Source organism: Acidocella sp. (assembly GCF_050253495.1).
Classification (GTDB): Bacteria; Pseudomonadota; Alphaproteobacteria; order Acetobacterales; family Acetobacteraceae; genus Acidocella.
On record NZ_JBFWIX010000006.1, the window covers coordinates 113,544 to 126,196 of the forward strand.

A 12,653-nucleotide genomic window follows, 5' to 3' on the forward strand; every position below is an offset into this window, starting at 1 on the left:
TTAGTTCAGCTTGCTCAGGTCGATATTGAGCACATGCACCAGCGAGCGGACCTGGTCATAGGCCGCGTCTGTGGTCGGCACGAGCGTGGCGGACTGGCTGCCGATGACTTTCTGCTCCGCCGGGGTGAGGTTGGCGAGGCTGAGAGATTGCAGCGCCACCGTCAGCTTTTCCTTCAGGGCCGGATTCAGCTTGCCATAGACCGTGATCGGATCCAGCGGGATCGGCTTGGACTGCCAAAGCACCACGAAATTCTTCGGATCGTAATCATGCTTCAGTTCCGCCGCCTGGATGGTCTGGCTGTTCAGCTCGCCCGCATCAACCTTGTGATGCACGAGTGTTTCATAGGAAGCCGTGTGCGAGCCGGCATAAAGCGCCTTCACGCCCTTTTCGGGGTCGATGCCGGCACTCTTCAGCGCGAAGGCGGGAAACAGATGGCCGGAGGTGGAGGCCGGGTCGGAATAAGCGAAGCTATGGCCCTTCACCCCAGCCAGGCTGGTGATGCCCGAGCCCGGCCAGGTCACCACCGAGGCGGTATAGGTGGATGGTTTGCCATCGGCGTCCGCCACGGTGGCCACGGCCTGTGCATCCGCCACCTTATGGGCCAGAACATAGCCAAGCGGCCCGAACTCGCCCACTTCCAGCTTGCCGGCGCGCATCGCCTCGATCTCGGCATTATAGGAGGTGGTGATGTTGATCTTGACCGGGCAGCCGATTTTGGCGCTCAGATCGCTGGCGATCTTCTGATAGATCGGCATGAGCAAGGCGGTGGATTCATAAGGCTCGACGCCAAAGCGCACGGTGCCGCCCGGTGGGCAGATCGTGGCCGCGCAGGCGGGCGACGCGGCTAGGGCGAGGCCGAGAACGGCCAGAACGGAATGCTTCATCGGTGAGGATTTCCCTGTGATGCTTTCAAGAGGGGCCATGCCCGCTCTGCCGTTTCGCGGCCCCCGTTACCTAGCGCCATTCCAAGACAGCACGTTGTCCATTCCATGAAGCTTTTATGACTCATTCGGATGTCTAGACAAACAGGAAAACATACCCGATAACACCCGGCCGGCCGAAGCGCTGGCGGCGTTGGCCTTTCAGGATGGATAGGGACAAGGATGGCGATGGAGTTTGAACGCAAGCGCGGCGAGGCCTTATGGAGCCAGATCGCGGCGAGGCTGGCCCAGGACATAGAGCAAGGGCATTACAAACGCGACGACAAGCTGCCGACGGAAGCGCAACTGGCCCTGGATTACGGGGTGAACCGCCACACCATCCGCCGCGCGCTGGAAGAGCTGTCCGCCGCGCGCATCATCCGCACCGAGCATGGGCGCGGCTCCTTCGTGAATGACGAGGTGATGGATTATCACATCGGCGCCCGGCCGCGTTTTTCCGAACTGGTGCGCCGTTATAATCGCACACCCTTGGGAGATATTCTGGAGCTTTCCGAAACCAGCCTGGGCGCCCTGCCCGAGGCCATGGCCGCCGCCAGCGTGCTCGGGCTCGATCCGGAGGATAAGGTGATCCTGCTGGAACGTCTGGGCACGGCGGATGCCAAGCCCATTTCGCTCTCCCGCCACGTCTTTCCCGCGGCCCGGTTGCCCGGTTTGATGGCGGCCCTGCAAGGCCATGGGTCCGTCACCGCCGCCCTCGCCGCCATCGGCGTTGACGATTATACCCGCCGCTGGACGCGTGTGGGGGCCCGCCTGCCGGATGCGCGCGAAGCCAGGCTGTTGCGCGTGGCCCGCACGGATGCGCTGCTCACCACGGAATCGGCCAATGAGACCCAGGATGGCGCCATCGTCGAATATGGCTCCTCCTGCTACCCTTCCACCCGCATGCAATTGGTGTTCGAACCATGATGGCCGATCTTGCCCTGCGTTCGGGGCTGAGCGCGGCGGGCGGTGTGTTCATCGCTCCGCGCGCGGCCGCCAGGCTGTGTTTCGACGATACGGGGCTCGACATTCTTCCAGGTTTCATCGACCTTCATGGCGACGCCTTCGAGCGTGCCCTGGCGCCGCGTCCGGGCGTGACGCTGCCCGTGGGCATCGCCATCGCGGAGGTCGAGGCGCAGCTTCTGGCGGCCGGGGTCACCACCGCCTATCTGGCCGTCACCCTCTCCTGGGAGGCCGGGCTGCGCTCGGCGGAGACCTACCGGCTCCTGCGCGATGCCCTGGCCAGGCGCCCGCCCGGCCAATTGCCGGATCTGCGGCTGCATGTACGGTTCGAGGCGGCCAATCTCGACGCGCTGGACATGCTGCTGGCCGACATCGCCAGCGGGCATGTGCACATGCTGTCCTTCAACGATCACACGCCCAGCATCGTGAAAAAGCTGCCCAATCCCGTCGCGGTGTCGAAATTCGCGGAACGGTCGGGCCAAAGCTACGAGGCCTTCTGTGCGGATGCGCGCCGCGCTGGCGAGGTGCCGCGCGCCCGGATCGAGGCGGCGCATCTGCGTCTGGCCGGGGCCGCGCGCGAGGCGGGCATTCCCATGGCCAGCCATGACGACCGCACGCCGCGGGAGCGTGCCTATTTTCGCGCTCTTGGCGCGCAGATTTCGGAATTTCCGACCACCGTGGAGGTGGCGCTGGCCGCCATGGCGTCTGGCGAGCCAACCGTGATGGGAGCCCCCAATGTCGTGCGCGGCGGCTCGCATACGGGTTGGCATGGGGCGGAGGCGCTGGTCAGGCGGCGTGCCTGTTCCATACTCTGCTCCGATTATCATTATCCGTCTTTGTTGCAGGCGGTGTACCGGCTGGCGCGCAATGCCAGCGCTTCCTTCGGCGAGGCCGTGGCCCTGGTGACCGGCAACGCCGCCGCCGCCGCCAACCTGAGCGATCGCGGCAGTCTGGAGCATGGGCGGCGCGCGGATTTTCTGCTGGTTGAATCAGGGGATTTACCAAGGATCGTGGCCACCGTCGCGGCCGGGCGGATCGCCTATCTCGCGCCCGGCGCGGCGGCCCGGCTGCAAACCAGCGCCTGAATAGGCCTGGATATTCAGGTTTTGAAGAAACCCCCGCCAAACCTCACGGAAATATTTGGCCGGCCGAGCATTCGCCGCCCCGCGCTCCATCATTGAGCGGCGCGCTTGTTCCTGAAATTCACTCGTGAATTTCAGGAACAAGACCCTAGCCCAGCAGGGAGAGAAACAGCGCGCCGGCGGCCTCGGGCGCGCCGTCATTCACGATCACCGCATCCGCCGCCATGGGTGGCGCCTGGCGTGCCAGCCTGGCCGCGATGTCGGCTGCGCTTTCCCGCCCGCGCGCGGCCAGGCGCTTGGCCAGAATGTTGGCGGGCGCGGTGATCTCGATCACCTTGCAACGATAGCGTGCCCGCGCCTCGCCGATCACGGCGCGCGAGACATTGGCGATGACGGTGCGCCCTTGCGCGAGATCCGTCTCGATCTCTTGCGCGATACCATAGCGCAGCCCATGCGCGGACCAGGAAAGCGCGAAGCACCGCCGCGTGAACTCGCCCTCGCTCACGCATTCATGCGCCTCGCCTGGTCCGGGCGGGCGGGTGACGACCCGCCGCGCGAACACCATGTCCTCACGCCCGGCAAGATGCGCCCGCGCATGGTCCAGAACCGTGTCCTTGCCCGCTCCCGAGGGGCCGGCCACCAGCACGAGCAGCCCTTGCCTCACGGCGCGAAAGCCAGCCGCCGGTAAAGCCGGAAGGGGGCGCCCTTTTCATCCTCGACGAATATGGCAAGGCTGTTCACCATGCGCGGGCATGCCAGCGCGGGCGCGAAATAGGCGCTGGCGGCTGGCTCATAGGGGTTGTCGTCCATTTTGTCCGTCAGGGTCATATGGAAACGGAATTCGTCGAACACCAGCGGATAGCCCCAGCGTCTGATATGTTCCACCTGGCTGGGGGGGCGTCCCTCGGCGCGCCGGGTCTGGGCGGCTTCGTCCTCCGGGGTGCGGTGCTGGTCCAGCTCCGTCACACAGGCATCGGCCAGTTGACGCAAGGGCAGGCAAGGGGCCGCCGGGCACAAGGCGAGGAACCCGCGCAAGTTCATCACTTGCAGGCGTGGCAGCGGGAAGGAGGCTTGCCTGGCGGCGAAATGCTCCGCCGCCTTCAGGAAGATTTCGAAACCGAAAAACGGGATGAACGGCGCCTTCAGGGTGGCATGAAACCCATATCGGCGCGGCGCCCGCGTCTGCGGCGGCAAGCCGGGCAGGGTGGGCTGCGCCACCGGGGCCCCGCTCTGCGCGTCGCGCCCCAGCCAGGCGCATCCGGCCCGCCAGAGCGGGTCTGTCTCCTCCGGCGCATAATAGAGCGCGGCGCGATAAGGTTCACGCAACGCGCCGTCCCTCCCGCCAGACGGAACGGATGACCGGCATGCCGTCATAAAGCCTGACCTGCAACAGATCCGCGCGCAGGCCGGGGGCCAGGCACCCGCGATCCGTCAGTCCCGCGATCTGCGCCGGGCCGGCTGTCACCAGCGCTAGCGCCCGCGGCAGGGACAGCGCGCCCAGCGCCGCGGTGGCGAAGGCGGCCTCCAGCATCGAGGCGGGCACATAGTCGGAGGCCAGCGCATCCAGCAAATCCCGCCGCACCAGGTCCAAGACCGAGACATTGCCGGAATGCGAGCCCCCGCGCACGATATTCGGCGCCCCGGCGATCACGCGCATGCCGCGCGCCTTGGCCTCCCGCGCGGCGGCGAGCGAGACGGGAAATTCGGCGATGGAGATGCCGTCCGCCTCGTTGCGGGCGATGTCCTCCTCGCTGTGATCGTCGTGCGAGGCCAGTGGAATGCCCCTTGCGCGCGCCAGCGCCACCACCAGCGCGCGGTTGGGCAGGTGGTTGTCATGGTGCGCGGCCTTCAGCTCGGCAATCACCTGGTCGATTTCCGCGCCACTGAACCCCTCGGCCGCGCGCATGCGCCGGTAGCGCGCCTCGTCCTTATATTGCCCGCCAATACCCGGGCTGTGGTCCATGATGGAGAGCAGCCTCACCAGCTCGTCGTCGATCACGGCCCGCAACATCCCGGGCATCTCGGCGGCGGGCAGTTCGCAGCGCAGATGCAGGAGATGTTCGACCTTCAGCGCCCCGGCGCGATGCAGCATGGCAAGGTCGGCATAGCCATCCTGAAAGGTCTGGTTGCGTTCCTTTTCAAACCCTATATCGCCGATGCAGAGCGCGTCGAACACGGTGGTGATGCCCGCCGCCGCGCATTGCGAATCATGGATCAGCAGCGCCGAGCGCGAGGGCCAGCGCGCATTGGTGCGCGGCTTGGCCTGGCGTTCCAGATTGTCCGTGTGCAGATCGATCATGCCCGGCATCAGGAAATCGCCTTCGAGATCGTATCCCTCATCTCCCTCCAGCGCCGCGATCACACCGCTTTCGGCGCGCAGCCCGCCCTCTTGGATTCCGTCGCGCAGCACGAGCCGGGCATTCTTGAAACTTGTCATGCGTCCTCTTTCACCGGCTCCAGGCGCAATGCTGTGTCGGCCACCGCATCGCGGATGAATTCATCGTGGAAAATGCCGATCAAGGCGGCGCCACGTGACTTGGAATCGTTCATCAGCCCGATCACCATATCACGGTTGGCCGGGTCGAGCGAGGCGGTGGGCTCGTCCAGCAGCAGCACCGGCCAATCGCAGACAAAGGCGCGGGCCAGATTCACGCGCTGCTGCTCCCCGCCTGAAAAAGTCACGGGCGGCAAATTGTGCAATCGGGGGTGCACATGCAGCCGGCCCAGCATGGCCCCGGCCTTCTCGCGGGCGGTTTGTGGGTCCTCTCCGCGTTCCAGCAGGGGAGCGGCGACAATCTCCAGGGCGCAGACACGCGGCATGGCCCGCAGGAATTGCGAGACATATCCCAATGTCTCGCGCCGCAGCGCCAGCACGGTCGTGGTGTCCGCGCGGGTGAGATCCACCATCTCCCCGCGATGGCGGATCGCGATCCGCCCGTCATCCACGAGATAATTGCCGTATAACGCGCGCAGCAGCGTGGATTTGCCAGCACCGGACGGGCCCGTCAGCGCCACGCATTGCCCCGCCCTGGCGGTGATCCCGGCGCGGTGCAGCACATCCAGGCGCATGCCGTTCTGCAGATGCAGGATGAAGCTTTTCCGAAGCCCCGTGGCGTGCAGCGCGATCATGCCGGCAGCACCGAGGAGACAAGCAATTGCGTGTATTCATGATGTGGGTCGTCCAGCACCTGGTCGGTCAGGCCCTGTTCCACGATTTCTCCGCGCCGCATCACCACCAGCCGGTCCGCCAGCAGCCGCGCCACGCCAATATCATGCGTCACCAGCACCACGGCGAGGCCGAGCCCGCGTACCAGGGTGCGGATGAGATCCAGAATCCGCGCCTGCACGGACACATCCAGCCCGCCTGTCGGCTCGTCCATGAACACCAGCTCCGGCCCCGTCACCAATGTCGCCGCGATTTGCAGGCGCTGCATCATGCCGCCGGAAAAATGCCTCGGATAATCGTCCAGGCGCGCCGGGTCGATTTCCACCGCCTCCAGCCAATGCCCGGCGGTTTCGCGGATCTTGCCGTAATGCCGGTTGCCGGCGGCCATCAGCCGCTCGCCGATATTGCCCCCGGCGGACACCGAGAGCCGCAGCGCCTGACGCGGATCCTGGTGGATATATCCCCAGCGCGAGCGTTGCAGTTTGCGCAGCCCCAGCTCGCCAAGTTCCGAAATGGGCGCGCCATGGTACAGCACCGTGCCCGCATCCGGCCGCTCCCGGCCGGAGAGCACGCCAAGCAAGGTGGATTTGCCCGAGCCGCTCTCGCCCACGATGGCGAGGATCTCATGGCGGCGCAGCGTGAGCGAGACATCGTGCAACGCCTCGATGGCGCCGAAGCGTTTTTGCAGATTTTTGGCTTGCAGCAACATCATGCGGCCTGCTCCCGGCGGGATTCGCAATAATCGGTATCGGAACAAATAAAGATCCGCCCGCCCTGGTCGTCGGCGACGATTTCATCCAGATAGCTCTCCGTGGAGCCGCACAGCGCGCAAACCTCATTGGCGCGGCCAGGATGAAACGGATGATCCTCGAAATCCAGCGGGCGCGCCTCCGTATAAGGCGGCAGCGCATAGATGCGTTTTTCCCGCCCCGCGCCGAACAGCTGCAAGGCTGGGTTCATCGAGAGCTTCGGAGTGTCGAAGGCCGGAATCGGCGAGGGCGACATCAGATAGCGCTCATTCGCCATCACCGGATAATCGTAGGAAAGCGCCACCCGGCCAAAACGCGTGATCTCCTCATAGAGTTTCACATGCATGGCGCCGTAATCGGCGGTGGCGTGCAGCCGCGCGGCTTGGCGGCGGCTTGGCTCCAGCCGGTAAAGCGGCTCGGGCTGGGGCACCTGGTAAACGATGATCTGCCCCTCGCGCAGGGCCGTTTCGGGAATCCGGTGGCGCGTCTGCACGATGCTGGCCCGTGTTGTGCGCGTCGTGACCGAAACATTCGCCACCCGCGCGAAGAATTGGCGGATGGACACGGCATTGGTGGTGTCGTCAGCCCCCTGGTCGATCACTTTCAGCACGTCGTCCGGCCCGATGATCGATGCCGTCACCTGAATCCCGCCCGTCCCCCAGCCATAAGGCAGCGGCATCTCACGCCCGGCGAAGGGGATCTGATGCCCAGGAATGGCGATGGCCTTCAAAATGGCCCGCCGGATCATCCGCTTCGTCTGCTCGTCCAGATAAGCGTAGTTATATCCTTCCATCTTCCGCCTCCCCATCTTCCGCTTCCTGGTCGGCGCGCATGGCGCGGATGGTTTGCAGCTCGCTCTGAAAATCCACGTAATGCGGCAGCTTCAAATGCTCCACAAAACCGGTCGCCTCGATATTGTCGCAATGAGAGAGCACGAATTCGCCATCCTGCGCGGGGGCGGAACTGTCCTCGCCCAGCTCGCCGGCGCGCATCGCCCGGTCCACCAGCGCCATGGCGATCGCCTTGCGGTCGCCCTGGCCAAAGCAGAGCCCATAGCCGCGGGTGAATTGCGGCGGGGCGGATTTGCTGCCGGTGAACTGGTTCACCATCTGGCATTCCGTCACCAGGATGTCGCCGATCTCAATGGCAAATCCAAGCTCCGGCGGCACGATGCGCACCGCCACCTCGCCCATGCGCAGCTCCCCGACGAAAGGATGGTGGTTTCCGTAGCCGCGCTGGGTGGAATAGCCCAGCGCCAGCAAAAACCCCTCATCCCCGCGCGCCAGGGCCTGCAAGCGTGCATCCCGCCCGGCGGGAAAAGCCAGCGGCTCCATGGTGAGGTCGTGGCGCGGCGTGGCGTTGGCCTCGCCATCGGGTTCGATCAGCGATTCCGCCCCCAGCATGTCCGTGGCGCGCGGCATGGGCGCCGGGCAGGCCTGGGCCATCCGCGCGGGGGGCGGGTCTTGCTCGGGCGCGAAATCCAGCAGCCGGTGCGTGTAATCCATCGTCGGTCCCAGGCGTTGCCCGCCGGGCAGATCCTTGAAGATGGCGGAAACCCGGCGGCGCGGCGCCATCGCGGCGGTGTCGATGGGGGCAGAATCCACCAGCCGCGGCAAGGTGGTCCGGTAGGCGCGCAGCAGAAAGGCCGCCTCGATCAGGTCGCCCTGCGCCTGGCGGATGGCCCGCGCCGCCAGCGCGCGGTCGTAAAGCGCGCCCTCGGCCATCACGCGGTCGATGGCCCGGCCAAGCTGCGCCTCGATCTGCTCCAGGGATAAAGCCGGGATTTCACGATTTCCCCGGCGTTCCTCCGCCATCCATCCATGCGCGGCGTCGATGGCGGCTTGTCCGCCCTTGACGGCGATATAAGCCATGCTACCCCTCCTCGATCCGCAGGCTGCGCGGCAGCGCCACCATCTCCATCCCCGCGCAAAGCACCACATCCACCCCGCGTGGCGCGGCGCGCGACTGTACCCGCCATTCCTGGACGAAGCCGTCGTCCAGCGGCAAAGCCGTGGTCGTCTCCTCCTTCAACCCCGGGCCGGAGAGGCGCATGGCCCGTCCCGGCGCGAAGGCCGGCAGGTCGAGGATCAGGGTGGCGCCATCCTCGGGCACCTCGTCGCTGCCCTGGCGCAGCGTGGCCAGGGCGGGACGCGTGGCGCTCACATGGAAATCGGCGTCCCGCGCGCCGGTCAGCCGCGCGCCGCTATGGAAAACCAGCCAGTCCCGCGCCGGGTGCGCCTCGTCCAGGGCGACCCGGGTCTGCGCGTCCGCCAGCGTCAGCAGCAGGGCGGCGCAGGCGCGGGAGAGGCCCGGCGGCGCCACCGCCGGGGGTACCGGCAGCGCCACGCGGTGCCCCGGGCGGGAAAACGCGCTCAGCACCGCGCGGAAACAAGCCTGTGCCTCCAGGGGCGAGCCAAAACCGGGGGAGAGATCGCGCATCAGCGCATCGCCGCCAGCGTGAAGAATTGCACATCGCTCGCCGCCGCCTTGGCGGCGTTCTGGGCCCGGCGGTCACGCTCGGCCTGGGCCAGCGGCAGCAGCACCTCCCGCTCATAGGCGGGGTAGAGTGCCGCATCCTGCAAGGCCGCATCCAGCCGCGCGATCAGTTCCACCAGCGCTCCGTCCCGTCCCGCCGCGTAGCCATGGCCGATCCGCCCCGCCTCGTCGCGGATGGAGCAGCGCGCCAGCGTCATTTCACCGAGATTGAAGGCCTCGCCGCCGCCGCCCGCCCGGGCCCGCACCATGGACATGCCGATCTCCGGTCCACGCAGCCGGCTGAAGCCGGGCAAGGGCGGGGTTTGCGACAATAATCTGTCCAAGCTTCGCGTGTCGCTGCGGGACAGCAGGCTGAGCCAATCCTGGCGGGCAAAAGGAGGATCAAACATGTCTAGACATCTATTCAAAATAAAAATGCCTGTAAATCCCGCCAGGCCGGATCCGGTCTCTTGTCACAAAAGCTTATCGGGTGCGCGAGGGGGGCGCCGGTGAAACGACGATGACATTTCAACCCGTCCATGGGGCGGGGCGCTTGCGGGCCGTGCGACAGGGGCGTAAGGAGTTAGTTATTAATAATGATTCTCATTTACAACAGATTGGCATGCCACATCCATCCATGGCCGCGCCCGGTTACAGCCGGGCCAGAATCCTTCTGCATTGGCTGTCGGCCGCCGTCATTTCATGGGCGACCATCACGGGGTTCGCAGCCTCTCTTTGCCCCAGGCAGACTCTGTTCCGTATGGCGATCGACCTGGTCAACCCGCAACTGACCACGTTGTTCATTCCGTTTTTTCTCTGGCGGACGGGCTTATATCTGCGGGCCCGGCCCTGGTCGCGCTGGGCCGGTGCCGGCCCGCGCGAGCGCGTGGCCATGCTGGTACACGGGCTGCTATACGGCGCGGTCCTGGTGGTTCTGGCCAGCGGCGTGCTGATGATGCCCCGCCCCTGGGCGTTGCTGGGCCTTTTGCCCATGCCGGTGCTGGGCGCCGGGCAGGCGGGGCTGTTCCTGCTGCACCGGGGGGCCTGCATGGCCCTGGCGGGGCTGATCGCGCTGCATCTGGGCGCTGTCGTCATGCATCTCGGTCTCGGCCATCCGGTTCTGCGCCGGATGAGCGTGGGCAGGGTCTGAAAGGTTACTCCATCGCCCAGGCCAGGATGGCCTTCTGCGCGTGCAGCCGGTTCTCGGCCTCGTCGAACACAACGGAGGCCGGGCCGTCGATCACCTCGGCGGCAACTTCCTCGCCCCGGTGCGCGGGCAGGCAATGCTGGAAGATCGCCCCCTTCGCGGCCTTGCCCATCAGCGCCGCCGTCACCTGATAAGGCGCGAACACATGGGCGCGCGCGGCGGCCTGGTCCTCGGAATCGGACATTGAGAGCCAGGTATCCGTCACCACGCAAGCGGCCTCCTCAACCGCCCAGTCGGGGTCGATGCCCACCTCCACGTCGGCCCCTTCCTCCTTCGCCCAGTTCAGCACCTCCGCGCGCGGCATATAGCCGGCGGGGCAGGCGAGGCGAAGGCTGAAATTGAACCGCGCCGCGGCCTCGATGAAGGAAGCGGCGACATTATTGCCATCCCCCACCCAGGCGATGCGCTGCCCCGCGATGGGCCCCTTATGCTCTTCGAAAGTGAGAATGTCGGCCATGATCTGGCAGGGATGGGAGAGTTCCGTGAGCCCGTTGATCACCGGAACGCTCGCATGGCGCGCCAGCTCGTGCAGCTTGGCGGCGCTGTCCGTGCGCAGCATGATCCCGTGCACGAAGCGCGAGAGTACGTTGGCGGTATCGGCGATGGTCTCGCCCCGCCCGATCTGCATGTCCCGCGAGGACAGCACCACCGCATCGCCCCCCAGCTCCTTCGCCGCCACCTCGAAGGAGACGCGCGTGCGCGTGGAGGGTTTCTCGAACACCATCGCCAGCATCTTGCCCGCCAGCGGTTTTTTCACCGGGTTGCGGCGGGTGCGCTTCAGCGCGGCGGCGGACTCGATCAAGGCGCGCAGCTCCGCGCCGGAAAAATCTTTCAGATCCAGGAAATGCCGGGGCCCGGATTCCCGCAGGGACAGCACAGCGCTCATTTCGCCGCCTCCGTTGTCTTGGCCAGCGCGCTGGCGGTCTTATCGAGCAGCGTGATAGCCGCGTCGCATTCATCACGGTTTATGATAAGCGGAGGAACCAGGCGCAGAACATTCTCGCCCGCCGCCACGCTCAGCAGCCCTTGCCTCAGGGCCTCGGCCTGCACATCGCCGTTCGGCACGGCGCATTTCAACCCCAGTAGCAGCCCCTTGCCGCGCAGCTCGGTGAAGACAGCCGGGTGGCGGGCCACCAGCGTTTCCAGCCCCGCATGCAGATAAGCGGCGGTGTCGTTCATCTGGTCCAGGAAGCCATCGGCCAGAATCACGTCCAGCACCGCATTGCCCGCCGCGCAGGCCAGCGGGCCGCCGCCGAAGGTGGTGCCATGGCTGCCCGGCACCAGTGCCTTGGCCACGCGCTCCTTGGCCAGCAGCGCCGCCATCGGGAAGCCCCCGCCAATGCCCTTGGCCAAGCTCGCCACGTCCGGCTCCACATCGCTCCATTGATGCGCCAGCAGCTTGCCGGTGCGGCCCATGCCGGTCTGCACCTCGTCGAAGCCCAGAAACAGCCCGAACTCGTCGCAGGTGGCGCGCAGGTCGCGCAGGAACTGCGTTTGCGCCGCGCGGATGCCGCCCTCGCCCTGAATCGGCTCGATCAGGATGCCCGCCGTCTCGGCGGTGATGGCGGCGCGCACGGCGTTGAGGTTATTGAAAGGCACATGGTCGAACCCTTCCACCGGCTTGCCGAAGCCCGCCAGATATTTCGGGTTGCCGGTGGCGGAAATGGTCGCCAGGGTGCGGCCATGGAAGGCGCCCTCGAAACAAATGATCCGCGTGCGCTCGGGGTGCCCGGCATCGGACTGCGCCTTGCGCATGGCCTTGATCAGCCCCTCATTCGCCTCGGCGCCGGAATTGCAGAAGAACACGCTGTCGGCGAAGCTGGCCGCCACGAACCGCGCCGCCAGCGTTTCCGCCTGCGGCACCCGGTACAGGTTGGAGACGTGAATCAGCTTGGCCGCCTGCTCGGCGATGGCCTTGACCAGATGCGGATGCCCATGGCCGAGCGAGCTGGTGGCGATGCCCGCGCCGAAATCCAGGTAACGTCGCTCCTGCATGTCGAACAGCCAGGGGCCCTGGCCATGATCGAAGGCGATGTCGGCCCGGTTGAAGTTCGGCATTAGCGCGGAAATCATGGATATGCTTTCTAAAG

Annotated in this window: 15 protein-coding genes; 3 read left to right on the plus strand and 12 right to left on the minus strand. The window is 66.2% G+C overall.

Annotated features, from left to right (window positions below):
* Complete coding sequence (locus AB7D48_RS06915) at nucleotides 1-885, minus strand: phosphate/phosphite/phosphonate ABC transporter substrate-binding protein (RefSeq protein WP_427976922.1); 885 nt, start codon at nucleotides 883-885, stop codon at nucleotides 1-3.
* Between the two features lie 219 nt (nucleotides 886-1,104).
* Here AB7D48_RS06915 and phnF point away from each other — a divergent pair, with 219 nt between their 5' ends.
* Entirely contained in the window at nucleotides 1,105-1,848 is a 744-nt protein-coding gene (phnF, locus tag AB7D48_RS06920; RefSeq protein ID WP_427976924.1) for a phosphonate metabolism transcriptional regulator PhnF, read from the plus strand.
* A complete protein-coding gene (locus AB7D48_RS06925) occupies nucleotides 1,845-2,969 on the plus strand; it encodes an alpha-D-ribose 1-methylphosphonate 5-triphosphate diphosphatase (RefSeq protein WP_427976927.1) in 1,125 nt (374 codons plus the stop codon). The genes phnF and AB7D48_RS06925 overlap by 4 nt, the downstream gene beginning before the upstream one ends.
* Nucleotides 2,970-3,114: 145 nt before the next feature.
* On the opposite strand, the gene phnN is transcribed toward AB7D48_RS06925, so the two are convergent.
* Genes phnN through phnG form a run of 9 tightly spaced genes read right to left on the minus strand, consistent with a single transcriptional unit; the run spans nucleotide 3,115 to nucleotide 9,766 of the window.
* On the minus strand, nucleotides 3,115-3,630 hold the full coding sequence (gene phnN / locus AB7D48_RS06930) for a phosphonate metabolism protein/1,5-bisphosphokinase (PRPP-forming) PhnN (protein ID WP_427976929.1): 516 nt from the start codon (nucleotides 3,628-3,630) through the stop codon (nucleotides 3,115-3,117).
* Complete coding sequence (locus AB7D48_RS06935; RefSeq protein ID WP_427976932.1) at nucleotides 3,627-4,292, minus strand: DUF1045 domain-containing protein; 666 nt, start codon at nucleotides 4,290-4,292, stop codon at nucleotides 3,627-3,629. Before AB7D48_RS06935 ends, phnN begins: the two co-directional genes overlap by 4 nt.
* Nucleotides 4,285-5,403, minus strand: a complete 1,119-nt coding sequence (locus AB7D48_RS06940; RefSeq protein ID WP_427976935.1) for an alpha-D-ribose 1-methylphosphonate 5-triphosphate diphosphatase — start codon at nucleotides 5,401-5,403, stop codon at nucleotides 4,285-4,287. Before AB7D48_RS06940 ends, AB7D48_RS06935 begins: the two co-directional genes overlap by 8 nt.
* The gene (gene phnL, locus AB7D48_RS06945; protein ID WP_427976937.1) at nucleotides 5,400-6,095 is read right to left on the minus strand and encodes a phosphonate C-P lyase system protein PhnL; all 696 of its coding nucleotides are present in this window, start codon (nucleotides 6,093-6,095) and stop codon (nucleotides 5,400-5,402) included. Before phnL ends, AB7D48_RS06940 begins: the two co-directional genes overlap by 4 nt.
* Nucleotides 6,092-6,844, minus strand: coding sequence for a phosphonate C-P lyase system protein PhnK (gene phnK, locus AB7D48_RS06950; protein ID WP_427976940.1), 753 nt, complete (start codon nucleotides 6,842-6,844; stop codon nucleotides 6,092-6,094). The genes phnL and phnK overlap by 4 nt, the downstream gene beginning before the upstream one ends.
* Nucleotides 6,841-7,674, minus strand: coding sequence for an alpha-D-ribose 1-methylphosphonate 5-phosphate C-P-lyase PhnJ (locus AB7D48_RS06955; RefSeq protein ID WP_427976942.1), 834 nt, complete (start codon nucleotides 7,672-7,674; stop codon nucleotides 6,841-6,843). Before AB7D48_RS06955 ends, phnK begins: the two co-directional genes overlap by 4 nt.
* Entirely contained in the window at nucleotides 7,661-8,752 is a 1,092-nt protein-coding gene (locus tag AB7D48_RS06960; RefSeq protein WP_427976944.1) for a carbon-phosphorus lyase complex subunit PhnI, read from the minus strand. The genes AB7D48_RS06955 and AB7D48_RS06960 overlap by 14 nt, the downstream gene beginning before the upstream one ends.
* Nucleotide 8,753: 1 nt before the next feature.
* Nucleotides 8,754-9,320, minus strand: coding sequence for a phosphonate C-P lyase system protein PhnH (phnH, locus tag AB7D48_RS06965; protein WP_427976946.1), 567 nt, complete (start codon nucleotides 9,318-9,320; stop codon nucleotides 8,754-8,756).
* Complete coding sequence (gene phnG / locus AB7D48_RS06970) at nucleotides 9,320-9,766, minus strand: phosphonate C-P lyase system protein PhnG (RefSeq protein ID WP_427976949.1); 447 nt, start codon at nucleotides 9,764-9,766, stop codon at nucleotides 9,320-9,322. The genes phnH and phnG overlap by 1 nt, the downstream gene beginning before the upstream one ends.
* Before the next feature lie 227 nt (nucleotides 9,767-9,993).
* Here phnG and AB7D48_RS06975 point away from each other — a divergent pair, with 227 nt between their 5' ends.
* Nucleotides 9,994-10,506, plus strand: coding sequence for a cytochrome b (locus tag AB7D48_RS06975; protein WP_427977092.1), 513 nt, complete (start codon nucleotides 9,994-9,996; stop codon nucleotides 10,504-10,506).
* A 4-nt stretch (nucleotides 10,507-10,510) separates the two neighbouring features.
* Here the strand turns inward: AB7D48_RS06975 and argF are convergent, their stop codons facing one another.
* Together argF and AB7D48_RS06985 are read right to left on the minus strand one after the other, a co-directional pair.
* Complete coding sequence (gene argF / locus AB7D48_RS06980; RefSeq protein ID WP_427976952.1) at nucleotides 10,511-11,449, minus strand: ornithine carbamoyltransferase; 939 nt, start codon at nucleotides 11,447-11,449, stop codon at nucleotides 10,511-10,513.
* Nucleotides 11,446-12,636, minus strand: coding sequence for an aspartate aminotransferase family protein (locus AB7D48_RS06985; RefSeq protein ID WP_427976954.1), 1,191 nt, complete (start codon nucleotides 12,634-12,636; stop codon nucleotides 11,446-11,448). Before AB7D48_RS06985 ends, argF begins: the two co-directional genes overlap by 4 nt.
* Between the last annotated feature and the right edge of the window lie 17 nt (nucleotides 12,637-12,653).